This window comes from Pseudomonas sp. 1L-B-1-E-C1 (assembly GCF_057291835.1).
In genome coordinates, this window is sequence record NZ_JBXAWN010000003.1 from 41,178 (window position 1) to 64,832 (window position 23,655).

At 61.2% G+C, this 23,655-nt stretch carries 24 protein-coding genes; 13 read left to right on the forward strand and 11 right to left on the reverse strand.

Going from position 1 to position 23,655, the window contains the following annotated elements; all coding sequences use genetic code 11:
• Positions 1 to 6: 6 nt before the first annotated feature.
• Positions 7 to 210 (reverse strand): twin transmembrane helix small protein, encoded by a 204-nt coding sequence (locus AC0Z4S_RS06455; protein ID WP_016772330.1) that lies wholly within the window; start codon positions 208 to 210, stop codon positions 7 to 9.
• 70 nt (positions 211 to 280) lie between these two features.
• On the opposite strand from AC0Z4S_RS06455, the gene AC0Z4S_RS06460 reads away from it, so the two are divergent.
• Genes AC0Z4S_RS06460 through AC0Z4S_RS06480 form a run of 5 tightly spaced genes read left to right on the forward strand, consistent with a single transcriptional unit; the run spans position 281 to position 4,189 of the window.
• Positions 281 to 1,021, forward strand: a complete 741-nt coding sequence (locus AC0Z4S_RS06460) for an SURF1 family protein (RefSeq protein ID WP_485622461.1) — start codon at positions 281 to 283, stop codon at positions 1,019 to 1,021.
• Positions 987 to 1,580 (forward strand): hypothetical protein, encoded by a 594-nt coding sequence (locus AC0Z4S_RS06465; protein ID WP_485622462.1) that lies wholly within the window; start codon positions 987 to 989, stop codon positions 1,578 to 1,580. Before AC0Z4S_RS06460 ends, AC0Z4S_RS06465 begins: the two co-directional genes overlap by 35 nt.
• A gap of 10 nt (positions 1,581 to 1,590) precedes the next feature.
• Positions 1,591 to 2,670: a COX15/CtaA family protein gene (locus tag AC0Z4S_RS06470; protein WP_485622463.1), complete on the forward strand. Its 1,080-nt coding sequence runs from the start codon at positions 1,591 to 1,593 to the stop codon at positions 2,668 to 2,670.
• A complete protein-coding gene (gene cyoE / locus AC0Z4S_RS06475) occupies positions 2,658 to 3,557 on the forward strand; it encodes a heme o synthase (RefSeq protein WP_253497606.1) in 900 nt (299 codons plus the stop codon). The genes AC0Z4S_RS06470 and cyoE overlap by 13 nt, the downstream gene beginning before the upstream one ends.
• Positions 3,554 to 4,189 carry an SCO family protein gene (locus AC0Z4S_RS06480; protein ID WP_485622464.1) on the forward strand — a complete coding sequence of 212 codons (636 nt, stop codon included), beginning with the start codon at positions 3,554 to 3,556 and terminating at the stop codon, positions 4,187 to 4,189. The genes cyoE and AC0Z4S_RS06480 overlap by 4 nt, the downstream gene beginning before the upstream one ends.
• Before the next feature lie 279 nt (positions 4,190 to 4,468).
• Here AC0Z4S_RS06480 and AC0Z4S_RS06485 read toward each other — a convergent pair whose 3' ends face one another.
• From AC0Z4S_RS06485 to AC0Z4S_RS06495, 3 genes are all read right to left on the reverse strand, one after another.
• Positions 4,469 to 5,239 carry a MetQ/NlpA family ABC transporter substrate-binding protein gene (locus AC0Z4S_RS06485; protein ID WP_485622465.1) on the reverse strand — a complete coding sequence of 257 codons (771 nt, stop codon included), beginning with the start codon at positions 5,237 to 5,239 and terminating at the stop codon, positions 4,469 to 4,471.
• A 65-nt stretch (positions 5,240 to 5,304) separates the two neighbouring features.
• The gene (locus AC0Z4S_RS06490) at positions 5,305 to 6,015 is read right to left on the reverse strand and encodes a methionine ABC transporter permease (RefSeq protein ID WP_485622640.1); all 711 of its coding nucleotides are present in this window, start codon (positions 6,013 to 6,015) and stop codon (positions 5,305 to 5,307) included.
• A 5-nt stretch (positions 6,016 to 6,020) separates the two neighbouring features.
• Positions 6,021 to 7,028 carry a methionine ABC transporter ATP-binding protein gene (locus AC0Z4S_RS06495; protein WP_016772338.1) on the reverse strand — a complete coding sequence of 336 codons (1,008 nt, stop codon included), beginning with the start codon at positions 7,026 to 7,028 and terminating at the stop codon, positions 6,021 to 6,023.
• A 262-nt stretch (positions 7,029 to 7,290) separates the two neighbouring features.
• On the opposite strand from AC0Z4S_RS06495, the gene katE reads away from it, so the two are divergent.
• Positions 7,291 to 9,432 (forward strand): catalase HPII, encoded by a 2,142-nt coding sequence (gene katE / locus AC0Z4S_RS06500; RefSeq protein WP_485622466.1) that lies wholly within the window; start codon positions 7,291 to 7,293, stop codon positions 9,430 to 9,432.
• A gap of 126 nt (positions 9,433 to 9,558) precedes the next feature.
• On the opposite strand, the gene AC0Z4S_RS06505 is transcribed toward katE, so the two are convergent.
• Genes AC0Z4S_RS06505 through AC0Z4S_RS06520 form a run of 4 tightly spaced genes read right to left on the reverse strand, consistent with a single transcriptional unit; the run spans position 9,559 to position 12,358 of the window.
• Positions 9,559 to 10,272: a PA5502 family lipoprotein gene (locus AC0Z4S_RS06505; RefSeq protein WP_485622467.1), complete on the reverse strand. Its 714-nt coding sequence runs from the start codon at positions 10,270 to 10,272 to the stop codon at positions 9,559 to 9,561.
• A gap of 37 nt (positions 10,273 to 10,309) precedes the next feature.
• Entirely contained in the window at positions 10,310 to 11,098 is a 789-nt protein-coding gene (gene znuB, locus AC0Z4S_RS06510; protein ID WP_016772340.1) for a zinc ABC transporter permease subunit ZnuB, read from the reverse strand.
• Positions 11,091 to 11,876, reverse strand: a complete 786-nt coding sequence (gene znuC / locus AC0Z4S_RS06515) for a zinc ABC transporter ATP-binding protein ZnuC (RefSeq protein ID WP_024014991.1) — start codon at positions 11,874 to 11,876, stop codon at positions 11,091 to 11,093. The genes znuB and znuC overlap by 8 nt, the downstream gene beginning before the upstream one ends.
• Positions 11,876 to 12,358, reverse strand: a complete 483-nt coding sequence (locus tag AC0Z4S_RS06520) for a Fur family transcriptional regulator (RefSeq protein WP_042608298.1) — start codon at positions 12,356 to 12,358, stop codon at positions 11,876 to 11,878. Before AC0Z4S_RS06520 ends, znuC begins: the two co-directional genes overlap by 1 nt.
• A gap of 57 nt (positions 12,359 to 12,415) precedes the next feature.
• On the opposite strand from AC0Z4S_RS06520, the gene AC0Z4S_RS06525 reads away from it, so the two are divergent.
• Positions 12,416 to 13,345: a zinc ABC transporter substrate-binding protein gene (locus AC0Z4S_RS06525; RefSeq protein ID WP_485622468.1), complete on the forward strand. Its 930-nt coding sequence runs from the start codon at positions 12,416 to 12,418 to the stop codon at positions 13,343 to 13,345.
• Between the two features lie 124 nt (positions 13,346 to 13,469).
• On the opposite strand, the gene AC0Z4S_RS06530 is transcribed toward AC0Z4S_RS06525, so the two are convergent.
• Together AC0Z4S_RS06530 and AC0Z4S_RS06535 are read right to left on the reverse strand one after the other, a co-directional pair.
• Positions 13,470 to 14,423, reverse strand: a complete 954-nt coding sequence (locus AC0Z4S_RS06530) for a homoserine kinase (RefSeq protein WP_485622469.1) — start codon at positions 14,421 to 14,423, stop codon at positions 13,470 to 13,472.
• A gap of 54 nt (positions 14,424 to 14,477) precedes the next feature.
• The gene (locus AC0Z4S_RS06535) at positions 14,478 to 14,768 is read right to left on the reverse strand and encodes a DUF2782 domain-containing protein (protein ID WP_485622470.1); all 291 of its coding nucleotides are present in this window, start codon (positions 14,766 to 14,768) and stop codon (positions 14,478 to 14,480) included.
• Positions 14,769 to 14,842: 74 nt separating this feature from the next.
• On the opposite strand from AC0Z4S_RS06535, the gene polA reads away from it, so the two are divergent.
• On the forward strand, positions 14,843 to 17,647 hold the full coding sequence (gene polA, locus AC0Z4S_RS06540) for a DNA polymerase I (protein ID WP_485622471.1): 2,805 nt from the start codon (positions 14,843 to 14,845) through the stop codon (positions 17,645 to 17,647).
• A 410-nt stretch (positions 17,648 to 18,057) separates the two neighbouring features.
• Here polA and yihA read toward each other — a convergent pair whose 3' ends face one another.
• A complete protein-coding gene (gene yihA / locus AC0Z4S_RS06545; protein WP_016772346.1) occupies positions 18,058 to 18,702 on the reverse strand; it encodes a ribosome biogenesis GTP-binding protein YihA/YsxC in 645 nt (214 codons plus the stop codon).
• A gap of 191 nt (positions 18,703 to 18,893) precedes the next feature.
• Between yihA and AC0Z4S_RS06550 the strand changes: the two genes are divergently transcribed.
• The 5 genes from AC0Z4S_RS06550 to AC0Z4S_RS06570 all read left to right on the forward strand — a co-directional run bounded on the left by AC0Z4S_RS06550 (position 18,894) and on the right by AC0Z4S_RS06570 (position 23,587).
• Positions 18,894 to 19,199 (forward strand): c-type cytochrome, encoded by a 306-nt coding sequence (locus AC0Z4S_RS06550; RefSeq protein WP_039757140.1) that lies wholly within the window; start codon positions 18,894 to 18,896, stop codon positions 19,197 to 19,199.
• A gap of 30 nt (positions 19,200 to 19,229) precedes the next feature.
• Positions 19,230 to 19,841 carry a c-type cytochrome gene (locus AC0Z4S_RS06555; RefSeq protein WP_042608292.1) on the forward strand — a complete coding sequence of 204 codons (612 nt, stop codon included), beginning with the start codon at positions 19,230 to 19,232 and terminating at the stop codon, positions 19,839 to 19,841.
• A gap of 199 nt (positions 19,842 to 20,040) precedes the next feature.
• Positions 20,041 to 20,682: a thiol:disulfide interchange protein DsbA/DsbL gene (locus AC0Z4S_RS06560; protein ID WP_485622472.1), complete on the forward strand. Its 642-nt coding sequence runs from the start codon at positions 20,041 to 20,043 to the stop codon at positions 20,680 to 20,682.
• 14 nt (positions 20,683 to 20,696) lie between these two features.
• Complete coding sequence (locus tag AC0Z4S_RS06565) at positions 20,697 to 21,575, forward strand: endonuclease/exonuclease/phosphatase family protein (RefSeq protein ID WP_253497570.1); 879 nt, start codon at positions 20,697 to 20,699, stop codon at positions 21,573 to 21,575.
• A complete protein-coding gene (locus tag AC0Z4S_RS06570; RefSeq protein WP_485622473.1) occupies positions 21,572 to 23,587 on the forward strand; it encodes a GGDEF domain-containing protein in 2,016 nt (671 codons plus the stop codon). The genes AC0Z4S_RS06565 and AC0Z4S_RS06570 overlap by 4 nt, the downstream gene beginning before the upstream one ends.
• Positions 23,588 to 23,655 lie beyond the last annotated feature (68 nt).

Consider the following 23,655-nt stretch of genomic DNA (forward strand, 5'->3'; position numbering starts at 1 on the left):
CGGACGCTACCAGGGTGCATGCGACACCAACTGGCCGCTGTAGAAACCCCAGGCCATCAGGCCGACGGTGACCACGGCCAGTGCCACCCGGACACTCAGGGCGATGACCAGCCGATTGGAGCTGCTGTCGTCCTTGACCAGGAAAAACAGGCCGCTGAACAGGCTCACGACCGTGGCAATCAGCATCAGGACGATCGCTGCTTTGAACATGGCAAGACTCCGGGGGACAGGCGATGCACTTGAGTATAGCGATCGCGATGACTGACTTTATGGCGCGGCCATGAAGCGCTTTCGCCCGGGCGTGATTCCCACTGTGGTGGTGACATTGTTGCTGCCGCTTATGGTTGCGCTGGGCTTCTGGCAACTGGGCCGGGGCGCGGAGAAAACCGCGCTGCTGGCCAGTTATGCCGAACGTCGCGTGGCCGAACCGCTGGCCAGCAGTGAACTGCTCGCCAGCGCCAACCCGGCTTACCGCCGCGTGCGCCTGCACGGCCAGTTCGACCCCGCCCATACCCTGTTGCTCGACAACCGCCAGCGTGGCGGCAAGGTCGGCGTTGAATTGCTGCAACCGTTTCAGGATCAACGCAGCGGTCTGTGGCTACTGGTCAATCGCGGCTGGCTGCCTTGGCCCGACCGGCGTGTGCCGCCGCAATTTACAACACCCGCCGAGGCGCTGACGCTCGATGCCTGGGTGTACGTCGCCCCCGGCGCGACGTTCCAGTTGCACGCCGACCCGGTCAGCAGTGTCTGGCCGCAAACCATCACCGCCGTCGAGCCGAGCAAATTGTGGCGAACCCTGGAGCGCGACGGCTTCGCCTACGAATTACGCGCCGAACCCGGCCCGGCCAGCTACCAGACCGATTGGCCGGTAGTCGCGATGGGCCCGGAAAAACACCTCGGCTACGCCGTGCAATGGTTCGCCATGGCCACGGCCCTGCTTGGGCTCTACCTCTATTTCGGATGGCACCACGCAAAGGAGAAACGCCATGGGAAGCGCCATGAATCCACCCAGCATGTCTGAGGCCAAACCTGCCCCCAGCCGCCGGCGCGGGCGCATTCAGTTGCTGTTGATTGTGCTTGGCGTGATCGGGCCGATGCTGCTCGCCACCGGCATGTACAAATTGCAGTTCTGGGTGCCGGAAGGACGCAGCTACCACGGCGAACTGATCGGCAACGGCCAGACCCGCGCCGACCTTGGCGTGCAGGCCGATGAGCAGCGCTGGCAAATTCTGGTCACGGCGCCGAAGGACTGCGCCGTGGATTGCCAGCAACTGGTGTACCTGGCGCGGCAGATCCAGATCAGCCTCGGCCGCGAAGCCGGACGCGCCAGCCACGCCCTCGCCGCCGCGCAACCACTGAGCACCGATTACGCCGCCAAGCTCGACCGTGAATATCCGCAGCTGCAGCGCTATCCGCTGGATGCCGGCGTGTTCAACAAGACCACCGGCGACAAGTCCGTGCCGCAGCTGTGGATCGTCGACCCGCACGGCAATCTGGTGCTGCGCTACGAGCCGAACGTGAAGGGCAAGGATCTGCTCAACGATCTGCGGCATCTGCTGAAACTGTCGAACATCGGATAAGGGCATCGTCATGGCCAAACCTGGATTTCGCCTCGCGCTGTTTGCCACCCTGCTGGCACTGATTGTCGTGCTGCTCGGCGCCTATACGCGCCTGACCCACGCTGGCCTAGGCTGCCCGGACTGGCCGGGCTGCTACGGATTTATCAGCGTGCCGAAAAGCGAGGCGCAACTGGCCCATGCCGAACTGCATTTCCCCGACGCGCCAGTGGAGGCGCACAAGGGCTGGAACGAGATGATTCACCGTTACTTTGCCGGCACGCTGGGTTTGCTGATTTCAGTATTGGCCGGGCGCGCGTGGGTCAATCGTCGCCATCCGGGGCAACCGTTGAAACTGCCGCTGTTTCTGCTGGCGGTGGTCATCGCCCAGGCGGCGTTCGGCATGTGGACGGTAACGCTCAAGCTCTGGCCGCAAGTGGTCACCGGGCATTTGCTCGGCGGTTTTGCCACGTTGAGCCTGCTGTTCCTGCTGACGCTGAGATTGTCCGGCGTGCTGCCGGCGCTGACGGTACCGAAACGCCTGCAATACTGGGCGACGGCGGGGCTGTTGCTGGTGATCGGCCAGATCGCATTGGGCGGCTGGGTCAGTTCCAACTATGCAGCGGTGGCCTGCATCGACTTTCCCACCTGCCATGGCCAATGGCTGCCGCCAGCGGACTTCGCCAATGGTTTTCACCTGACTCAGCATATCGGCCCGAATTATCTCGGCGGCCAACTGGATAGCGATGCGCGCACGGCGATTCATCTGACCCACCGCATCGGCGCTATGTTGGTGACGGTCGTGCTGCTCGGTCTGGCCTGGCAATTGAAGGTGGTCGGCATGACGCGTCTGGCCGGGCTGGTGCTGATCGCCCTCGCAGCGCAGATTACTCTCGGCATCAGCAACGTGCTGTTTCATCTGCCGCTGCCGGTGGCCGTCGCCCATAACGCCGGCGGTGCGGCGCTGTTGCTGACGCTGGTGCTGGTCAATTATCACGCGCGCACCAGCCTGCTGCGGGTGTCCCAACCGTTGCTGGCGCGCTGGCGCTTGAGTGCACACAAACCTGCCGTCGCGCCCATCGCAATGAAAGGAGAAACGCCATGGCGAGTCTGATCGGCGAGCGTGCGGCGCAAGCGCTGTGGCGCGATTATCTGGAGCTGACCAAACCGAAAGTCGTGGTGCTGATGCTGATCACTTCGCTGGTCGGCATGTTCCTCGCCACCCGCGCGGGCGTGCCGTGGACAGTGCTGGTGTTCGGCAATCTGGGCATTGCCCTGTGTGCCGGCGGTGCGGCGGCGGTCAATCATGTGGTCGACCGGCGCATCGATGCAGTGATGGCGCGCACGCACAAACGGCCATTGGCCGAAGGCCGGGTTTCACCGGCGGCGGCGCTGACCTTCGCTCTGGTGCTGGCATTGCTCGGCCAGGCGCTGCTGCTGACCTTCACCAATCAACTGACCGCGTGGCTGACCCTCGCCTCGCTCCTTGGTTACGCGGTGGTCTACACCGGTTTTCTCAAACGTGCGACGCCGCAGAACATCGTCATCGGCGGCCTCGCGGGCGCAGCCCCACCGCTGCTCGGCTGGACCGCCGCCACCGGCCACGTCAGCGCCGAACCGCTGTTGCTGGTGCTGATCATCTTCGCCTGGACCCCGCCGCACTTCTGGGCGCTGGCGATTCATCGCAAGGAGGAGTACGCCAAGGCTGACATTCCGATGCTGCCGGTCACTCACGGCGAGCACTACACCAAAGTGCACATTCTGCTGTACACCTTTGCGTTGCTGGCAGTGAGCCTCTTGCCCTACGTGATTCACATGAGCGGCGTGCTGTATCTGGTCAGTGCGCTGGCGTTGGGCGCAAGGTTTCTGCAATGGGCCGTGGTGCTGTACCGTGGCACTCGGCCGCACGCGGCGATCAACACCTTCAAGTACTCTATTTATTACTTGTTCCTGTTGTTCATCGCCCTGCTCGTAGACCACTACTTACTGTTGAACCTATGACCCGAACCCAGAAAACCGTCTTCATCCTCGTCGCCGTGATCGCGTTGATCCTCGGGCTTACCGTCAACAAGGTGCTGAGCGGCAAAGGCCAGGGCGACCCGACTGCACTGATCGACGCCGGGATCATCCTGCTGCCGCAGAGCCGCAACCTGCCGGACGTGACCATGACCGATCAGGACGGCAAACAGGTTGCGATCGATGAGCTGAAAGGCAAGTGGAGCCTGTTGTTCTTTGGCTACACCTTCTGCCCGGACATCTGCCCGACCACGCTGGCACAACTGCGGCAGATCAAGAGTGAGTTGCCGAAAGACGCCGTGGACAAGTTGCAGATCGTGCTGGTCAGCGTTGACCCCAACCGCGATACGCCCAAGCAGTTGAAGCAGTATCTGGGCTACTTCGATCCGCAATTCATTGGCCTGACACCTTCATCTATCGAAGAGCTGCAGAAGGTCGCGAACGCGGTGAGCATTCCGTTCATTCCGGCCGATACCAGCAAGCCGAATTACACCGTGGACCACAGTGGTAATCTGGCGGTGATCGGCCCGGATGGCACGCAGCGCGGGTTTATTCGGGCGCCGTTGAACAACGCCAAACTGGTTGCGCAACTGCCGGGGATGCTTGAGCGCAAGTGACAGCTTAAAAGCCAAGAGCCCCTCACCCTAGCCCTCTCCCGGAGGGAGAGGGGACTGATTGGGGGATATTCAGGAGTTACGCCGACCTGTAAGTCCTGTGCTGAATCCATAATCGCCTTGATCTGTCAGGTCGATGTAGCCCGCAAGACACCTCGGTCGGCGCCCTCTCCCTCGGGAGAGGGCTGGGGTGAGGGGCGAATTCACAGCAGATCCGAAGCCGAACACCAGAACAAAAAAGGGGACGCTCATGGCGTCCCCTTTTTCATTGCAGCATCCCAATCAGAACGCCGGCAACACCGCGCCTTTGTACTTCTCGGTAATGAATTTCTTCACTTCCGGGCTGTGCAGGGCTGCAGCCAGTTTCTTCATCGCGTCGCTGTCCTTGTTGTCCGAGCGGGACACGAGGATGTTGACGTACGGCGAGTCGTTGCCTTCGATCACCAGCGCATCCTTGGACGGATCGAGCTTGGCTTCCAGCGCGTAGTTGGTGTTGATCAGCGCCAGATCGACCTGGGTCAGCACGCGCGGGATGGTCGCGGCTTCCAGCTCACGGAATTTCAGGTCTTTCGGGTTCGTCGCGATGTCCTTGAGGGTCGACAGGATATTGGTCGGGTCCTTCAGGGTGATCACGCCCGCCTTGGCCAGCAGCATCAGTGCACGGCCGCCGTTGGTAGCGTCGTTCGGGATTACCACGTTCGCACCGCTAGGCAGCTCTTCGATTTTTTTAAGCTTGCTCGAGTACGCACCCAGCGGTTCCAGGTGCACGCCGGTCACAGCGACCAGATCAGTGCCCTTGGCCTTATTGAACTCATCAAGGTACGGCTGGTGCTGGAAGAAGTTCGCGTCGAGGCGCTTTTCCGCAACCTGGACGTTCGGCTGAATGTAGTCGGTGAAGACCTTGACCTTCAGATCCACGCCTTCCTTGGCCAGGGCCGGCTTCACGAACTCAAGGATTTCCGCGTGCGGCACCGGGGTGGCGGCGACGGTCAGGGTTTCGGCGTGGGCCGAGAACGCAGCAACGGCAGCGAAAGCAGCGATCAGTTTTTTCATTCAGCTAACTCCTGTTCAGGGCGCCCGCCATCTTGGCCAGCGCCTCTCTAGATGATCGAAACCAGTTATTTGCGCGAGAAATGCACGACCAGACGGTCGCCGACCATTTGCAGCACCTGCACCAGAATCAACAGCAGCACCACGGTGACGATCATCACATCGGTCTGGAAACGCTGGTAGCCGAAACGGATCGCCAGGTCACCCAGACCACCAGCGCCAACCACACCGGCCATCGCCGTGTAGGACACCAGTGTAATCGCTGTCACCGTAATCGCTGCGAAGATGCCCGGACGGGCTTCCGGCAGCAAGGCGTTCATGATGATCTGCCGCGTGGTCGCGCCCATCGACTGGGTCGCTTCGATGATGCCGCGATCGACTTCGCGCAGCGCAGTTTCCACCAGCCGCGCGAAGAACGGCGTAGCACCAACCACCAGCGGCGGGATTGCCCCGGCCACGCCCAGCGAGGTGCCGGTGATCAGCACGGTGAACGGGATCATCACGATCAGCAGGATGATGAACGGCAGCGAACGCAAGATGTTCACCATCACCGACAGGACCGCATAGAGGACCCGGTTCTGCAGCAACTGACGCGGGCTGCAGAGAAACAGCAGCACGCCCAGCGGCAGACCGAGCAGAACGGTGAACAACAGCGAGCCACCGAGCATCAGCATGGTGTCGTTGGTGGCGAGGCCGATCTCGAGCCAGTCAATGTTCTGGAAGAACAGTTTGATGGCTTCTATCGCAGCGTCGTATTGCTTGATTGCAGCGTCAAACATTTCCATTAGCGCAACACCTCCATGTGAACGTCAGCGGCGGTGAAGCGGGCAAACGCCGCTTCCATGTCGCCACCGGTGACAGCGAGGGTCAGTTGCCCGTACGGAATGTCTTTGATGCGGTCGATGCGACCGGCGAGGATGCTGTAGTCGACGCCGGTTTCCCGGGCGACGGTACCGAGCAACGGCGCATAGGTCGCCTCGCCCTGAAAGGTCAGACGCACGATGCGCCCGGGTACGTGGGCGAAGTCGTCACGCTGCTCGCTCTCGTCGATCTGCTCGCTTTCCTGGACGAAACGCTTGGTGGTCGGGTGCTGCGGATGCAGGAACACATCGGCCACTGGCCCCTGCTCGACGATCACGCCGGCGTCCATCACCGCGACCTGGTCGCAGACGCGACGGATCACGTCCATCTCGTGGGTGATCAGGACGATGGTCAGTTTCAATTCGCGGTTGATTTCCGCCAGCAGCTGCAGGACCGACGCGGTGGTCTGCGGATCGAGGGCGCTGGTGGCCTCGTCGCACAGCAGAATCTTCGGTTTGGTCGCCAGCGCACGGGCGATGCCGACGCGCTGTTTCTGGCCGCCGGACAATTGCGCCGGGTACTTTTTCGCGTGGTCGGACAAACCGACACGCGCCAGCAACTCGGCCACGCGCTGGTTGATTTCACTGCTCGACAGCTCACCGGCCAGGGTCAGCGGCAAGGCAACGTTGTCGGCCACTGTCTTGGAGGCGAGCAGGTTGAAGTGCTGGAAGATCATCCCGACCTGCTGGCGGAAACGGCGCAGGCCGTTGGCGTCCAGTGCGGTGACTTCTTCGCCGTCGACGATGATCTTGCCGCCACTGGAGTCTTCCAGGCGATTGATCAGACGCAGCAGGGTACTTTTGCCCGCACCGGAATGGCCAATCAGGCCGAACACCTGGCCGTTCTCGATGGCGAGACTGGTCGGGTGCAGCGCGGGAATATCCTTACCGGCGACGCGGTAAGTCTTGTGGACGTTTTGAAACTCGATCACGTAGCGAACCTTGTGGGGCGCGTTGGAAAAGGATCAGCGGTTAGCCGGGCGCGCATTTTAGCCTGTCCGTATAGAGGTTCTTAGCATTTATTTCGCAATTATCCTTCGATTTGGCAATAACGCGATCAAAGGTCAGATAAACGGAACGGCTGAAACGCTCATCAGTCACTACTTAAGCGACTTGAAACCCTGGGTGCCGTGCCCGGGAATCACTCAAGGGTCTGCGGAAGGCATCCGGGGCCAAACGAGGAGTTTACGTCTGATGAGCATCAAAAAGCCTGCACCCGATAAAAGCGAAATGGCCGGGACCGATACCCCGGATCGCGCCAACACCAACGCCAAGCTCGAGAGCCTGGAAGAATTCCGTTCCGACGCCACCGGTCAGGCACTGCGCACCAACCAGGGCGTGAAGATCGCAGACAACCAGAACACTCTGAAAGCCGGGCCGCGCGGGCCTTCGCTGCTGGAAGATTTCATCATGCGTGAAAAGATCACGCACTTTGACCATGAGCGGATTCCAGAGCGCATCGTCCATGCGCGCGGCACTGGCGCGCACGGTTTCTTTCAGACTTACGAGAACCATGCAGCGCTGACCAAGGCTGGTTTCCTACAGGACCCGGGCAAGAAAACCCCGGTGTTCGTGCGCTTTTCCACCGTGCAAGGGCCACGTGGTTCCGGCGACACCGTGCGTGACGTGCGCGGCTTTGCGGTGAAATTCTTTACCGACGAGGGCAACTTCGACCTGGTCGGCAACAACATGCCGGTGTTCTTCATTCAGGACGCGATCAAGTTTCCTGACTTCGTGCACGCGGTGAAACCCGAGCCGCACAACGAAATCCCGACCGGCGGCTCGGCTCACGACACGTTCTGGGACTTCGTCTCGCTGGTGCCGGAATCGGCGCACATGGTCATCTGGGCGATGTCCGACCGGGCGATCCCGAAAAGCCTGCGCAGCATGCAGGGTTTCGGCGTGCACACCTTCCGCCTGATCAATGCCGAAGGCAAATCGCGCTTCGTCAAATTCCACTGGCGCCCGACTGCCGGCACCTGCTCGCTGGTGTGGGACGAGGCGCAGAAGCTCGCCGGTAAAGATACCGACTACCACCGTCGCGACCTGTGGGAAGCGATCGAGATGGGTGACTACCCGGAATGGGAACTGGGCGTGCAGATCGTCGAAGAAGAGAACGAACACGACTTCGACTTCGACATCCTCGACCCGACCAAGATCATTCCCGAAGAGATCGTCCCGATCACGCCGCTGGGCAAAATGACCCTGAACCGCAACCCGGACAACTTCTTCGCGGAAACCGAGCAGGTCGCCTTCTGCCCGGGCCACATCGTGCCGGGTATCGACTTCTCCAACGATCCGCTGCTGCAAGGTCGGCTGTTTTCCTACACCGACACGCAGATCAGCCGGCTCGGCGGGCCGAACTTTCATGAGCTGCCGATCAACCGTCCGGTGGCGCCGTTCCACAACGGCCAGCGCGATGCACAACACCGCACCACCATCGACAAGGGCCGCGCTTCCTACGAGCCGAACTCGATCGACGGCGGCTGGCCGAAAGAGACACCGCCGGCGGCACAGGACGGTGGTTTCGAGAGCTATCCAGAGCGCATCGACGCGGCGAAGATCCGTCAGCGCAGCGAATCGTTCAGCGATCACTTCTCCCAGGCCCGTTTGTTCTTCAACAGCATGAGCGAGCACGAGAAAGAGCACATCATTGCCGCCTACAGCTTCGAGCTGGGCAAGGTCGAGCGTGAGTTCATCCGTGCCCGGGAAGTGAACGAGATTCTTGCCAATATCGACCTGACCCTGGCCAAACGCGTCGCGGAAAACCTCGGTCTGCCAGCGCCGACCAAAGGGACGGTCGAAGTACGCAAGACCTCGCTGGAGCAATCGCCAGCGCTGAGCCAGGCCAACCTGCTGCCGGGCAACATCAAGACGCGCAAAGTGGCGATCCTTGCTGCCAACGGTGTTGATGCTGCGGCCATCGATGCGATGAAACAGGCACTGGAAGCGGAAGGCGCCCATGCGAAACTGCTCGGCCCGACCTCGGCGCCAGTGAAAACCGCTGATGGCAAGGCATTGCCGGTGGATGCGTCGATGGAAGGCATGCCTTCAATTGCGTTCGACGCGGTGTTCGTACCGGGTGGCGCAGCGTCGATTACCGCGTTGAGCGGTGACGGTGTGGCGCTGCATTACCTGCTCGAAGCGTACAAGCACCTGAAGGCGATCGCGCTGCACGGCGAGGCCAAGCAATTGCAGGACTTGTTGAAGCTGGATGCGGATGCGGGGTTGTTGCAGGGCGCTGATGTCGGCGCATTGACCAAGCCGTTCTTCGCCGCGATCGGCGAGCATCGTGTCTGGGCGCGGGAGCCTAAGGCCAAGGCGATTCCGGCTTAAGATCTTTATTGGCTGAGCGGACGCTTTCGCGAGCAAGCTCGCTCCCACAGTGGAATTTCTTTTGAACACAACAATTGTGATCGACGAAAAATCCACTGTGGGAGCGAGCTTGCTCGCGAAGCTTTTTTAGGGTTTACGCGGGCTCAACACCATCTGCGCCGGCACCGTGCGCAAGATCTGCTTCTCGATTTGCAAATCAAACTCAGGATCGAGCTTCTTCACTCGCTTGGTCAGCAAGGTCGCCAGCCACGGATAATCCGCGGTACGCGGGGCCTGGATGCTGACGGCGCACTCATAATTCACCACATCGGCGGCGATCGCATCGAGCTGTCGCTGCAGCTTGTGAATATCGCCGATGTTCAACGCAACCGTGGTGCTTTCAGCAGTCGGGTCGATGACCTTGGCTTTCGGCCGGGCTTCGGCAGCCAACAACGCCGCTTCAGCCTTTTCCAGCTCGGCCTTGCGCGCTTCGGTGATCGCGCCGTTGACGCCGCCAGTCAGTGCAGGCGCCTTGGGCATCAGGGCGCGGGCACGGCTCAATGCAGTGGCGGCAGCGTTGACATCGCCTTTCTGCAGGACGATCTGGCTGCGGCGCAGATACGCCTCGGCCAACTGCCGCTGATACTGCTCGAGGGATTGATCGTTAGGGGTTTCGGCCTGCAACGCGGCCAACTGGTCTTCGGCGGTGGCCAGTTCGCTGCTGGCCAGGCTTTGCTCCAGCTGTGCGATGGCCGTAGCCCGCGCATCCGGGACTTCAGCCACCGGCGGCGTGCTTTGGCAGGCGCCCAGCAGCATTGAAAATGCGACAAGGAGCAGATAACGGGAGGCGAACGGCTTCATTCCTGCGACTCTCTAATTGCGCAAAAAGCGGCCAAGTCTACACCCCACGACGGGGCAGAACAAAACTCAACAGAAACAGCGCGGCCGCCGTCACCACGATCGACGGCCCCGCCGGGGTGTCCTTGAACCATGACAATGCCAGCCCGCCGCACACCGCGAGCATGCCCAGCAGGCTCGCGCCCAGGGCCATCTGCTCCGGCGAACGGGCGTGACGCTGTGCCGCAGCCGCCGGAATGATCAGCAGCGATGTAATCAGCAACACCCCGACGATTTTCATCGCCACGGCGATCACCACCGCGATCAACAGCATCAGCGCCAAGCGCAAACCTGCGACCGGCAAGCCTTCGACCCGGGCCAGTTCTTCGTGCACGGTGACCGCCAGCAGCGGCCGCCACAGCGTCACCAGCAACACCAGCACCGCCGCGGTGCCGCCGAGGATCCACGCCAGGTCGCTCGGACTGATCGCCAGCAGATCGCCGAACAGATACGCCATCAGGTCGATCCGCACTTCATGCATGAAGCTTAGTACCACCAGGCCGAGAGAGAGCGTGCTCGGCGCAAGAATTCCCAACAGCGTGTCGGACGCCAGTGGCTGGCGCTGTTGCAGGGTCACCAGCAGCACCGCCAGCAGCAGGCAACCGACCGTCACCGCTACAGTCGGGCTGACATCCAGCAGAAAGCCCAGTGCCACGCCGAGCAGCGCGGCGTGGGACAGGGTGTCGCCAAAATAGGCCATGCGCCGCCACACCACAAACGAGCCGAGCGGTCCGGCCACCAGCGCCAGCGCCAGACCTGCAAGCAGGGCATACAAGAGAAAATCAGCCATGCTTGCAGCCGTCTCCATGAACGTGAGGTTGCCCGCCCAGCGGGCCTTTGACCACCGAACCGTGCAGGTCGTGGGCGTGGTCGTGATGGTGGTGATAGATCGCCAGGCTCGGCGCATTCTTGCCGAACAGCTCGACGAATGCCGGATCGCCGCTGACCTGCTCGGGATGCCCAGAGCAGCAGACGTGGCGGTTGAGGCAGACCACCTGATCAGTGGTGCTCATCACCAGATGCAAATCGTGGGACACCATCAGCACGCCGCAACCGTGGCGGTCGCGCAGACGGGTGATCAGGCTGTACAGCTCGGCCTGCCCAGCCACGTCGACGCCCTGCACCGGTTCGTCGAGCACCAGCAGCTCAGGCTCACGCAGCAGGGCCCGCGCCAGCAGCACGCGCTGCATTTCGCCGCCGGAAACGCTCTGCACCGGGCTGTCGATCACGTGTTCGGCGCCGACTTCCTTCAGCGCGGCCAAGGCACGCGAACGATCGACGCCGGGTACCAGGCGCAGAAAGCGCAGGACTGACAGCGGCAGGGTTGGATCGACGTGCAGCTTCTGCGGCATGTAGCCGACGCGCAGCTTCGGCTTGCGCCAGACGCTGCCGCTGTTCGGCTTCAACAGCCCGAGCACGGCGCGCACCAGCGTGGTCTTGCCGGCGCCGTTGGGGCCGATCAGAGTGACGATCTGCCCCGGCTCGACGCTCAGCTCGATGTTGTCCAGCACGGTCTGCCCGGCAAACGTGACGGCGACCTGCTCCAGACGGATCAGCGCGTTGCTCATCAAGCCCCCTGGCAACCGGCGCACAGGCCGACCACTTCGACCGTCTGCGCTTCGACGATGAAGCCGACGTCTTTGGCGCTGCTGATAATTGCGTCGCTGATCACTTTTTGCTCAAGTTCGATAGCGGCGTGGCAGTCGCGGCAGATCAGGAACTGACCCTGATGCGCATGCTCGGGATGCACGCAGCCAACGAAGGCGTTGAGCGAAGAGATGCGATGGACCAGGCCGTTTTCCAGAAGGAAATCCAGCGCGCGGTACACCGTAGGCGGCGCGGCCCGGCGGCCGTCCTGCTCGCTGAGCACGGCGAGGATGTCATAGGCGCCCAGCGGCTTGTGGCTCTGCCAGACCAGTTCCAGCACGCGCCGGCGCAAAGCGGTCAGACGCAATCCTTTTTGCGCGCACAAGGTATCGGCCTCGGACAAAGCGCTGTGCACGCAATGGGAGTGGTCGTGGGGACGGCTGGCAATCGGTGTAATAGGCATGAGCGGCGACGAGATTTGCTGGAGACGTTATTATGTTACCCGTTCTCGCTTCCTTGAGTGGTCATCGTGTCCCGACTTTTTTCTGTTTTTGTGGCCTTTGTTGCCGTTTTTCTGCTGACCGGTACGGCTCAGGCCGAGGTCAAAGTGCTCACCAGCATCAAACCGTTGCAGCTGATTGCCGCTGCCGTACAGGACGGCGTGGCGATTCCCGAGGTGCTGCTGCCGCCGGGCGCCTCGCCGCACAATTACGCCCTGCGCCCCTCCGACGTACGGAAGGTGCAGTCGGTCGATCTGCTCTACTGGATCGGCCCGGACATGGAAGGTTTCCTCCCGCGTGTGCTCGGCGGTCGCAGTCAGCCGAGCGTCGCCGTGCAGGATCTGCCGGGGCTCAAGTTGCGGCATTTCGGCGCGGACAACCACTCCCATGCCGAAGAAGCCGACGAGCATGATCACGATCATCGCCCCGGCTCGCTGGATGCGCACTTGTGGCTTTCGCCGGTCAATGCGCGGGTGATCGCCGACAAAATGGCCGCCGACCTCAGCGCCGCCGACCCGGCCAATGCCCAGCGTTATCAGAGCAACGCCAAAGCCTTCGATGAACGTCTGGATGCGCTGGATCTGCGCTTGAAGAAGCGTCTGGCCAATGTCGAAGGCAAGCCGTATTTCGTCTTTCACGAGGCCTTTGATTATTTCGAAGACGCTTATGGCCTGAAGCACGCCGGAGTGTTCGCTGTGGCTGCCGAGGTGCAGCCAGGCGCGCAACATGTCGCGGCGATGCGCCAGCGCTTGCAGGAAGTGGGCAAGACCTGTGTTTTCAGCGAGCCACCGTTGCGTCCGCGTCTGGCGGAAACGCTGGTGGCTGGCCTGCCGGTGAAGCTGGCGGAACTGGATGCGTTGGGCGGGTACACCCCGGCGACGGCTCAGGGTTATGAGCAGGTGTTGGAAAAGTTGGGCAATGATTTGGCGGGATGCCTGGAATCTCTGTAGCCCCCCAATCCTGTGGGAGCGAGCTTGCTCGCGAAAGCGGTGGGTCAGTCAACGAAAATGCTGAATGTACCACCGCCTTCGCGAGCAAGCTCGCTCCCACAGTATTGAGTTTGTCAGGGTTATTTTAGAGGGCGAAAGGCAACGGTGTGTGAACCTTCTGCCGCTGCGCCAGACGCTGCTCGAATTCCTGCGGATCATGAATCAACACGTCCTGCCCGGCGAACTGCTCGGCCGCGATCAAGCGTGACAACCAGAACCGCACACAAGCCACGCGCAGCATCGTCGGCCACAATTCAGCCTCCGCCGCCGTGAATGGGCGCAGCGCCGCGTAGGCACCGAGAAACGCTCGGGCCCGCGGGCCATCGATCACGCCCGCTTCATCCGAACACCAGTCGTTCAACGCGATTGCCACGTCGTACAGCATCGGCCCCGAGCAGGCGTTGTAGAAGTCGATCAGCCCGGTCAGGTGGGTGCCTTCGAACATGGCGTTGTCGCGGAACAGATCGGCGTGAATGTTCGCCCTCGGCAGCGCGAGGATCTTGTCTTTGCGCTCAGAGATTTCATCCAGCGCGCTTTGCAGCAGCGCGCGCGGCTCATCGCTCAGGTGCGAGAGAAATTCAGTGCCCTCTTCCAGCATCCAGTCCAGACCACGATCGGTCTTGCGCTTGATCATGCGTTCGCCCTGGGTCGCCAGGTGCAGATGTGCCTGCAACTCGCCAATCTGGGCGCAATGCTGGGCATTGGCGACCTTGATGTGCTTGCCCGACAGGCGCGGCTGCAGCAGCGCTGGCTTGCCTTTGATTTCACGCAGCGCCACGCCGTCAGTGGTGCGCAGGGCATAAGGCACCGGCAGGTCCGCTTCGTGCAACACGTCGAGCAGGTCGATGAAGAACGGCATCTCCTGCACCGGGCCGCGTTCGACCAGGGTGAGGACAAACTCGCCCTGCTCAAGGCTGATGAAGAAATTGGTGTTTTCGCTGCCGGCGGCGATCCCCTGGAAATCAAGCAGGCGGCCGAGCCCGTAAGGGGCGAGAAAGGTTTCCAGCTCGGGCCGAGCCAGGGGAGTGAACACAGACATGTCTTAACTGCCAGTACGGGCGCCGCCAATTGCGGCGCCGGGTGAATTAAAAATCTACTTCCATTCGAAAATCTTCCACGACGGAATCAGCATATCCGGCTGATCCGAGCGGATAAAATTTGCATCCGTCCCGTCTGCACGCACCAGAAAGTACGGCGGCGCGCCCTTCGGCGTGACTTTGATCGCATACAGGAAGCCATTCTGACGGAACTCCTGAATGGTCTTGTCGCCCTCCGTGCGGATGGTGACCTCGGGGTCGCCGCCCGGCGCATCATCCGCCGCGATCGCGGCCAGTGGTGAGACAGCGATCAACCCGACCAGCAGCAAGCGATTTAACGTACGCATGATAACCTTGTCCCTTTGTCGTCAACGGTCCAGCTATTCTAGCCCCGGACCCGCCGAAAAGGTTGATCCTGCTCATGAGCCAAGCCCCCCTCGTCCTGGTGGACGGTTCGTCTTACCTGTACCGCGCCTTTCATGCACTGCCACCACTGACCACGTCCAAAGGCCTGCCGACCGGTGCGGTCAAAGGCGTGCTGAACATGCTCAAGAGTCTGCGCAAGCAGTACCCGGACAGCCCGTTCGCCGTGGTATTCGACGCCAAAGGCGGGACATTTCGCGATGAGATGTACGCCGAGTACAAGGCCAACAGGCCGAGCATGCCCGATGACATGCGCGTGCAGATCGAGCCGCTGCACCAGAGCGTGATCGCCCTCGGCTTTCCGCTGCTGTGCGTGGACGGCGTCGAGGCCGACGACGTGATCGGCACCCTCGCCCGCAGCAGCGCGGCGGCGGACCGCCCGGTGATCATCTCCACGGGTGACAAGGACATGGCGCAACTGGTCGACGGCCACATTACCTTGGTCAACACCATGTCCGGTAGTTCGATGAATGTGGAGGGCGTTAAAGAGAAATTTGGCGTCGCACCGGAGCAGATCATCGATTACCTGGCGCTGATGGGCGATTCCTCCGACAACATTCCGGGCGTGCCGGGCATCGGCCCGAAAACCGCGTCCGGCCTGCTGGTCGGCGTCAACGGCGGCCTGAAAGAGTTGTATGAAAATCTGGAAATCGTGCCAACCCTGCCGATTCGTGGGGCGAAAACCCTGGTGGCCAAGCTCGAAGAACACAAGGAAATGGCTTTCCTCTCCTATCAACTGGCAACCATCAAGATCGATGTGCCGCTGGATATCGGCCTCGATGATCTGCAGATGGGTCAGGAAGACCCGGCCAAACTCTACGAGCTGTACACCCTGCTGGAATTCAAGAGCTGGCTCAATGATCTGGATCGCGACGCCAAGCGTCTGGAACTGAACGCCGCGGCTGAACCCGCGCCAGCCCATGATCTGTTCAGCGCCCCACAAGCCGAGGCGGCCGCTGCCCCTGCCGAAGCCGTGTACGAAACCATCCTCGATCAGGCACGCTTTGATGTCTGGCTGGAAAAACTGCGCAACGCCAAGCTGATCGCCTTCGACACCGAAACCACCGGCATCGACGCGCAGCGGGCACAACTGGTCGGTCTGTCGTTCGCCGTACAGGCCAACGAAGCCGCCTACATTCCGCTGACCCACTCCTACATCGGCGTACCGGAGCAACTGGATCGCGACACCGTGCTGCGCGCACTCAAGCCGATCCTGGAAGACCCGAACAAACTCAAGGTCGGCCAGCACGCCAAGTTCGACATGAACATTCTGGCCAACTGCGCCATCGGCGGCGATCAGAGTGAAGGCATCACCGTGCGCGGCATCGCCTTCGACACCATGCTTGAATCCTACGTACTCAATTCCACCGCGACCCGTCACGACATGGACAGCCTCGCGCAAAAGTATCTCGACCACACCACGGTGAGCTTCCAGGACATCGCCGGCAAAGGGGCCAAGCAACTGACCTTCGACCAGATCGCTCTGGAACAGGCCGGGCCATACGCCGCCGAAGATGCCGACATCACCCTGCGCCTGCACCAGACCCTGTTCGACAAGCTCAGCGCGATTCCGAGCCTGGCCAGCGTGCTGACCGACATCGAGATTCCGCTGGTACCGGTACTGGCGCGCATCGAACGTCAGGGCGCGTTCGTTGATGCCGACCTGCTCGGTATCCAGAGCATCGAGCTGGGCAACAAAATGGTTGCGCTGGAGCGTGAAGCCTTCGAGATTGCCGGGGAGGAATTCAACCTCGGCTCGCCGAAGCAACTGGGCGTGATTCTCTATGAAAAGCTTGGTCTGCCGGTGCTGAAGAAAACCGCCAAAGGCCAGCCGTCCACCGCTGAAGAAGTGCTGGCGAAACTCGCCGAAGACGATCACCGCTTGCCGAAGGTGCTGATGGAGCACCGTTCGATGAGCAAGCTGAAAAGCACCTACACCGATCGGCTGCCGGAGCAGATCAACCCGCGCACCGGACGCATTCATACCTCGTATCATCAGGCGGTGGCCTCGACCGGTCGCTTGTCCTCCAGTGATCCGAACCTGCAGAACATTCCGGTGCGCACCGCCGAAGGCCGACGCATTCGTCAGGCGTTCGTCGCGCCGAAGGGCTATAAGCTGCTGGCGGCGGACTACTCGCAGATCGAACTGCGCATCATGGCGCACCTGTCCCGCGACGAAGGCCTGATGAACGCCTTCCGCAACAACCTCGACGTGCACACCGCGACCGCTGCCGAAGTGTTCAAGGTCGAGCTTGAGCAAGTGACCTCGGACCAGCGCCGCAGCGCCAAGGCGATCAACTTCGGTCTGATCTACGGCATGGGTGCGCAGAAGCTTGGCAAGGACATCGGCGTCGACACCAAGACTGCCAAGGCTTATATCGATACCTACTTCGCCCGTTATCCAGGCGTTCGTGAGTACATGGAGCGCACCCGAGCGCAGGCGGCGGATCAGGGTTACGTCGAAACCTTCTTCGGTCGTCGTCTGTACCTGCCGGAGATCAACTCGAACAAGCCGCAGGAACGCGCCGCCGCAGAACGCACGGCGATCAACGCGCCGATGCAGGGCACGGCGGCGGACATCATCAAGAAAGCCATGGTGGCTGTGGATAACTGGCTGGCGACGTCGGGGCTGGATGCGCGGGTCATCCTGCAAGTGCACGATGAACTGGTGCTGGAGGTTCGCGAGGATCTGGTCGAGCAGGTCAGTGCCGAAATTCGTACGCACATGAGCGAAGCGGCAAAACTGGATGTGCCGCTATTGGTAGAAGTTGGCGTGGGCAATAACTGGGATGAGGCGCACTGAGCCATTTTTAGGCATCGCCGCGACCTGCTGCCGCGGCGAGCCCGATCAAACGGGCTTAGACCGATAAATGCTTGGGCCTATTCCAAAGCTTTTTGAAAAAAATCTGAACTAATCTGCCGATGAAACACTCAGAGGTACTGAATGGCTGGTGAAGCCCTTCGATGCTCCTATGTTGTGTTAAGTGTTGGCAGATATCTGAACCCCGCCCTAGCGGTTCGGAACTTAAACCCCGGAATTCTCCCTCCCCAATGAATCCCGGGGCTTTTTTTGCCAAAAAATCGGGTGTAGCGCGGCCATGCTGCGTTAAAAGCAGGGCTAAAAATGCTCATTTAGGTTCCCTAAACTCCGCTTTTTATCCCTACTTTTGCCTTGCCTGGCCACACTACAACCAATTTTTCCCCATTCCGAATTTACTCGGCGGCGGCCTCGGTGTTTTTGTCTGCCAGTTCCATCCAGTTGGCCAGTACGGTGTAGGCCTCTTCCAAGCCCATGCGTTTTGGTGCAGAGAACAGTTGGATGGTGATCGAGTCGCCCCAGCCTTTGCGGATTTCCGACTGCACTTTCAGCAGAGTGTTCTTGGCTGCGCCGTAGGTGAGCTTGTCGGCCTTGGTCAGCAGGATGTGCATCGGCATGCCGGCGGCAACGGCCCAGTCGAGCATCAGCAGGTCGAAGTCGGTCATCGGATGGCGGATGTCCATCATCAGAATCAAACCCTTCAGACTCTCCCGACCACCGAGGTAAGCCTCGAGGTGGCGCTGCCAGTGTTGCTTGAGCGGGATCGGTACTTTTGCATAACCGTAGCCCGGCAGGTCGACCAGACGGCGATCATCGTCTAGCTTGAAGAAGTTCAACAGCTGTGTGCGACCCGGAGTTTTCGAGGTGCGCGCCAGGCTGGCGTGGGTCAGGGTGTTCAGCGCGCTGGATTTGCCGGCGTTGGAACGACCGGCAAACGCCACTTCGAAGCCTTCGTCGTCAGGGCATTGATCGACTTTGGCGGCACTGAGCATGAATGTGGACTGTTGGCACAGGCCGAGGATGGGATTTTTGAGTTGCATGGGATTTCCGATGTGGGCGGCGCCGGGAATGGGCGCGGAACGCGGTGTCGCTTCCGTTTCAGTGACGCCAGTATATAATGCCGCAGATTTTGTGTGTGCTTTGTCCCAGCGAAGGATGAAGTTCACGAGAGCGCCAGACTTTGATTGCGCATTAGAACGCAGAACGCTCTCAACCCTGAAAAGGTCGTTTTATGACGAAATGGCTGCTGGCTGCCGGAGTCTTGGTGCCGCTTTACAGCGCACAGGCTACACAGGATCCGGAAGCTGTGTACAACCGTGTTTGTGGTGCCTGTCATTCCGGCCAACTACCCATGGCGCCCGCAAGAGGCGATCAGGAAGCTTGGACGCCGAGGTTGGCGAAAGGTATGGGGACGCTGGTGCAACACGTGACCCAGGGTTTCAAGGCGATGCCGCCGCGTGGTTTGTGCATGGACTGCAGTGCCGAGGATTACCAGGCCATCATCCTGTGGATGAGCGAGAGTAAGCCCGGTCCATAACTTAACCCTTAGCCGTAGTTGGATTAGCTGATGAACAAATTGATCGTGAGTCTGCTGTTGACCGTGGGAATTTCAGGCGTCGCCCATGCTGCCGGCGATGCCGCAGCAGGCCAGGCCAAAGCCGCCGTGTGCGGGGCCTGCCATGGCCCGGACGGCAACAGTATGGCGCCGAACTTTCCGAAACTGGCAGGTCAGGGTGAACGCTACCTCGACAAGCAATTGCACGACATCAAGTCGGGCAAACGCGTGGTGCTGGAAATGACCGGGCTGCTGACCAACCTGAATGATCAGGATCTGGCCGATATCTCCGCGTATTTCGCCAGTCAGAAAGGCAGCGTTGGTGCCGCCGATCCAAAGATCGTTGCTCGCGGTGAAGCGCTGTTCCGTGGCGGCAATCTGGAAAAAGGCCTGCCAGCCTGCACCGGTTGCCATTCGCCAAATGGCGCCGGCAACGCCGCCGCAGGCTTTCCGCATCTGGGCGGCCAGCACGCACAATACATCGCCAAGCAGCTCACCGATTTCCGCAAGGAAGTTGACGGTCGCGCCAATGACGGCGACGCCATGACCATGCGCACCATCGCGCGCAAGCTGAGCGATGAAGACATCGCTGCGGTTTCCAGCTACATCCAGGGCCTGCACTGAGGCCCTTGTTCGAGTGTAGAGCAAGGTGCGCAACGCCCGCCACGTTAACGCTCGATTAATCCTTCGCAGCAAGTATAAAAAGGGTGGCTTTGGCCGCCCTTTTTTGTGGCCGCTGCCGTTACACTACAGCACTCATGCCCGCCAGGATCTGTGTCGAAACAGGTCGAGCGAGGCGACCCAAATTGTCCAGGAGTAAAGCATGCGTAATCTGATCATCAGCGCCGCCCTCGTCGCTGCCAGCCTGTTCGGCGTCACCGCCCAGGCCGCTGAAGCCCCTGCCGCGCCTTATGTCGAACTGGCCAACCCGGTCCCGGTTGCAGTGCCTGGCAAGATCGAAGTGGTCGAGCTGTTCTGGTACGGCTGCCCGCATTGCTACGCCTTTGAACCCGTCATCAACCCGTGGGTTGAAAAATTGCCGTCCGACGTCAACTTCGTGCGCATTCCGGCGATGTTCGGCGGACCGTGGGACGCTCACGGTCAGATGTTCCTGACCCTCGAAGCGATGGGTGTCGAGCACAAGGTTCACGCTGCGGTATTCAACGCCATTCAGAAAGAACACAAGAAGCTCACCGACAAGAACGACATGGCTGACTTCCTCGCCACTCAAGGCGTGGACAAGGACAAGTTCATCGCCACCTTCGACTCGTTCGCGATCAAAGGTCAGATCAACAAGGCCAAAGAGCTAGCCAAGAAGTACGAAATCACTGGCGTGCCAACCATGATCGTCAATGGTAAATACCGCTTCGACATCGGCTCTGCCGGTGGTGCCGAGCAAGCATTGAAGCTGGCTGACGATCTGGTCGCCAAAGAGCGAGCGGCGAACAAGGCTGCTGCCAACTAAGCGCGGCATTCGCCATGCGCCGCTGGAACACCCACCGCACCGTTGGCCTGCATGATCCGCAGGTCAACGAGCATCACCTGGCGTCTACGGGCCTGCCCGCAGACCAGCGTCTGCGCTTGCTCAGTTTCAACATCCAGGTCGGCATCAGCACCGAGCGCTATCGGCATTACCTGACCCGCAGCTGGCAGCATCTGCTGCCGCACACAGGGCGTTCCGGCAATCTGCAGAAGATCGGTGACCTGCTTGGCGACTTCGATCTGGTCGCCCTGCAGGAAGCCGACGGCGGCAGTCTGCGCTCAGGCTACGTCAATCAGGTCGAACACCTGGCCCATCTCGGCGCCTTCCCCTACTGGTATCAACAACTCAATCGCAACCTCGGCCGGCTGGCCCAGCACAGCAATGGCGTGCTCAGTCGCCTCAAGCCTTGGGCGATCGAGGATCACCCGCTGCCCGGTCCGAAAGGTCGCGGCGCGATCCTGCTGCGTTTCGGCGAAGGTCCGGAAGCACTGGTGGTGGTGATGATGCATCTGGCCCTTGGCGCGCGGACGCGCAGCCTGCAACTGGCCTACATTCGTGATTTGATCAGCGGCTACAAGCATCAGGTGCTGATGGGCGACATGAACACCCACGCCAGCGACCTGCTCGAACACTCGCCGTTACGCGATCTCGGCCTGCTGGCCCCGCAGGTGGAAGCGACCTTCCCCAGCTGGCGCCCACAGCGTTGCCTTGATCATATTTTGCTCAGCCCGACCCTGACCCTGGAAAAGGTCGAGGTGCTGGCCCAGCCTATTTCCGATCACCTGCCGGTCGCGGTGGAAATTCGTCTGCCGGGTTCGCTCACGGCCGACGCATTGCCCGCGTTGAGCCCTGCCCCTCGCGGAACCTGTGAATGAGCGACGACGCCCAGCGCTGGAAAGAGAAGTACCTCAAGAGCATCGAACAGCAGGACAAGCTCGAACGCCGCTGGGCCGCGCGACTCGACCTGCTGCGGCGCGGACTGGTGCGCAGCACGCTGGCGGCCGAAGGCACCGACAAGGCCGTCGATCAGTGCATGAAGGAAATGCGCGAAGTCGTGCGCACCGATGACATGGACGCCGGCCTCGCCGCCCTGCTGCCGCGTCTGGAAAAAGCCGTGCTCGACTCCGAGCAGCGCCGCGAAACCCGCATCGATCAGGTCAGCACCGCGCTGACCGCGCTGGTCACCCAGTTGCAGGCCCTTCCCTTGCCGCGCGAAGTCGCGCAACCGCTGAAGAAATTTGCCAAACAACTGGACAGCCGCGTCGGTCAGGCGCGGGAAATGCCGCTGCTGCTGAGCGAGCTCAGTGGCCTGCAGGGCAAGGCCTTGAGTCAATTGGAGACGCCTGCCGAACCAGGCCGGCCAGGGTTGTTGCAACGATTGTTTGGTAGTCGTGACAGTGAGGACGCCGCTGCTCCTACGGCAGAGCCGTCGGTAGCATCAGCGCCACAGCCGATCGCCACCGCGCAACCTGAACCGGAGCCGGCGCAAATGGCACCGGTCGCGGACGCTGAGCCGGCGATTGTGGCTCCCGCCGCCGTCGAAGCGCCGGTGCAGGCCGCGCCCGAACCGCAAATCGTTGCGTTCGCTACGCCCGCCGTCGTCATTGAACCCGAGCCGACACCGGTTGAGCCAGCCGCTCCCGCCGCGCCAGACCCCGTTGCGCCACCGCTTGCAACCGAGGCATTCAACCCCGACGAACTGAGCCACCCCGGCGATCCGTCGCCGCTGATTCCCGATAGCCTGCCGCTCCCCGAGCCGACCACTCAAGCCCTGGCCGCTACAGACCCGGAGCAGCCGGAACACGACATCCTCTTCGCCCTGCCCGACTCGCCGGAGCCGTCCTACAGCTCCGTGGCCAGGCATATCGAAGACACGCTGATCGGCCTGCTCGACGACCTGACCCTACCCGAACGTCACCGGCCTCAAGCCGAAGCCATGCGCGAAAGGCTCAAACACGGCTTGAACTGGTACGAACTGCTGCCGATCCTCGACGATCTCGCAACTTTGATGCTGGCGATTACCGATAGTGGTCAGCATGAGTTCGAAGCGTATCTGCAACAGCTCAACGAACGCCTCGAAGCGTTTCAGAGCAACCTCCAAGCGGCCAGCGAAGGGCATGCCGACAATAGCTCGGCGGCACGGGCCATGGACACGCAGATTCGCGAGCAGGTCGACGGCTTGCAGAGTAGCGTCCAGCAAGCAGCCGACCTCGATGACCTCAAGCACGTGCTGGAGAATCACCTGGAAGGCCTGCTCGGCACCATGGATCAGCACCAGAAGCAGCGCGACGCCCGCGAGCAGGAAGTCGCCGCCCGGCTGATGAGCCTGTCGGAGCGGGTCGCGCATATGGAACAGGAAGCCTTGGGTTTCCGCGAACACCTTGAGGAACAGCGGCAGAAAGCCTTGATCGACCCGCTCACGGGTTTGCCCAACCGCGCGGCCTGGAGTGAACGCCTGGAGCATGAAATCCAGCAATGGCAGCAGCACGGCAATACACTGAGCCTGGCCATGCTCGATCTCGATCACTTCAAGCGCATCAACGACAGCTACGGTCATCTGGCCGGCGATAAAGTGCTGAAGATTATCGCCACAGTGCTGCGCAAACGCCTGCGCGGTTCGGATTTTATCGCCCGTTTCGGCGGTGAAGAATTCGTGCTGTTACTGCCGGCAACGCCGCCAGCGGTGGGCGCAAAGCTACTGGAAACCCTGCGTGCGGCGATTGAGGCTTGCCCGTTTCACTTCAAGGGCGAACGAGTGACCATCACGATTTCCATGGGCCTTACATCGTTCAGAGTGGGCGAACACAGCGATCTGGCGTTGAAAAGAGCCGATCAAGCGCTGTATCGGGCAAAAAATGCCGGGCGAAACCGGGTCGAGCTGGGCTGAGGTAATTGTTCCATTTTGTTTAAATCCGCCCGCTGGCGGATTCTGGCCAGATCCGTACGTTACACTGT

Bases quoted from the DNA above. Each gene is read 5' to 3' on its own strand.
- AC0Z4S_RS06455 (WP_016772330.1), bottom strand. From the start codon at position 210: ATGTTCAAAGCAGCGATCGTCCTGATGCTGATTGCCACGGTCGTGAGC.
- AC0Z4S_RS06460 (WP_485622461.1), top strand. From the start codon at position 281: ATGAAGCGCTTTCGCCCGGGCGTGATTCCCACTGTGGTGGTGACATTG.
- AC0Z4S_RS06465 (WP_485622462.1), top strand. From the start codon at position 987: ATGGGAAGCGCCATGAATCCACCCAGCATGTCTGAGGCCAAACCTGCC.
- AC0Z4S_RS06470 (WP_485622463.1), top strand. From the start codon at position 1,591: ATGGCCAAACCTGGATTTCGCCTCGCGCTGTTTGCCACCCTGCTGGCA.
- cyoE (WP_253497606.1), top strand. From the start codon at position 2,658: ATGGCGAGTCTGATCGGCGAGCGTGCGGCGCAAGCGCTGTGGCGCGAT.
- AC0Z4S_RS06480 (WP_485622464.1), top strand. From the start codon at position 3,554: ATGACCCGAACCCAGAAAACCGTCTTCATCCTCGTCGCCGTGATCGCG.
- AC0Z4S_RS06485 (WP_485622465.1), bottom strand. From the start codon at position 5,239: ATGAAAAAACTGATCGCTGCTTTCGCTGCCGTTGCTGCGTTCTCGGCC.
- AC0Z4S_RS06490 (WP_485622640.1), bottom strand. From the start codon at position 6,015: ATGTTTGACGCTGCAATCAAGCAATACGACGCTGCGATAGAAGCCATC.
- katE (WP_485622466.1), top strand. From the start codon at position 7,291: ATGAGCATCAAAAAGCCTGCACCCGATAAAAGCGAAATGGCCGGGACC.
- AC0Z4S_RS06505 (WP_485622467.1), bottom strand. From the start codon at position 10,272: ATGAAGCCGTTCGCCTCCCGTTATCTGCTCCTTGTCGCATTTTCAATG.
- znuB (WP_016772340.1), bottom strand. From the start codon at position 11,098: ATGGCTGATTTTCTCTTGTATGCCCTGCTTGCAGGTCTGGCGCTGGCG.
- znuC (WP_024014991.1), bottom strand. From the start codon at position 11,876: ATGAGCAACGCGCTGATCCGTCTGGAGCAGGTCGCCGTCACGTTTGCC.
- AC0Z4S_RS06520 (WP_042608298.1), bottom strand. From the start codon at position 12,358: ATGCCTATTACACCGATTGCCAGCCGTCCCCACGACCACTCCCATTGC.
- AC0Z4S_RS06530 (WP_485622469.1), bottom strand. From the start codon at position 14,423: ATGTCTGTGTTCACTCCCCTGGCTCGGCCCGAGCTGGAAACCTTTCTC.
- AC0Z4S_RS06535 (WP_485622470.1), bottom strand. From the start codon at position 14,768: ATGCGTACGTTAAATCGCTTGCTGCTGGTCGGGTTGATCGCTGTCTCA.
- polA (WP_485622471.1), top strand. From the start codon at position 14,843: ATGAGCCAAGCCCCCCTCGTCCTGGTGGACGGTTCGTCTTACCTGTAC.
- yihA (WP_016772346.1), bottom strand. From the start codon at position 18,702: ATGCAACTCAAAAATCCCATCCTCGGCCTGTGCCAACAGTCCACATTC.
- AC0Z4S_RS06550 (WP_039757140.1), top strand. From the start codon at position 18,894: ATGACGAAATGGCTGCTGGCTGCCGGAGTCTTGGTGCCGCTTTACAGC.
- AC0Z4S_RS06555 (WP_042608292.1), top strand. From the start codon at position 19,230: ATGAACAAATTGATCGTGAGTCTGCTGTTGACCGTGGGAATTTCAGGC.
- AC0Z4S_RS06560 (WP_485622472.1), top strand. From the start codon at position 20,041: ATGCGTAATCTGATCATCAGCGCCGCCCTCGTCGCTGCCAGCCTGTTC.
- AC0Z4S_RS06565 (WP_253497570.1), top strand. From the start codon at position 20,697: ATGCGCCGCTGGAACACCCACCGCACCGTTGGCCTGCATGATCCGCAG.
- AC0Z4S_RS06570 (WP_485622473.1), top strand. From the start codon at position 21,572: ATGAGCGACGACGCCCAGCGCTGGAAAGAGAAGTACCTCAAGAGCATC.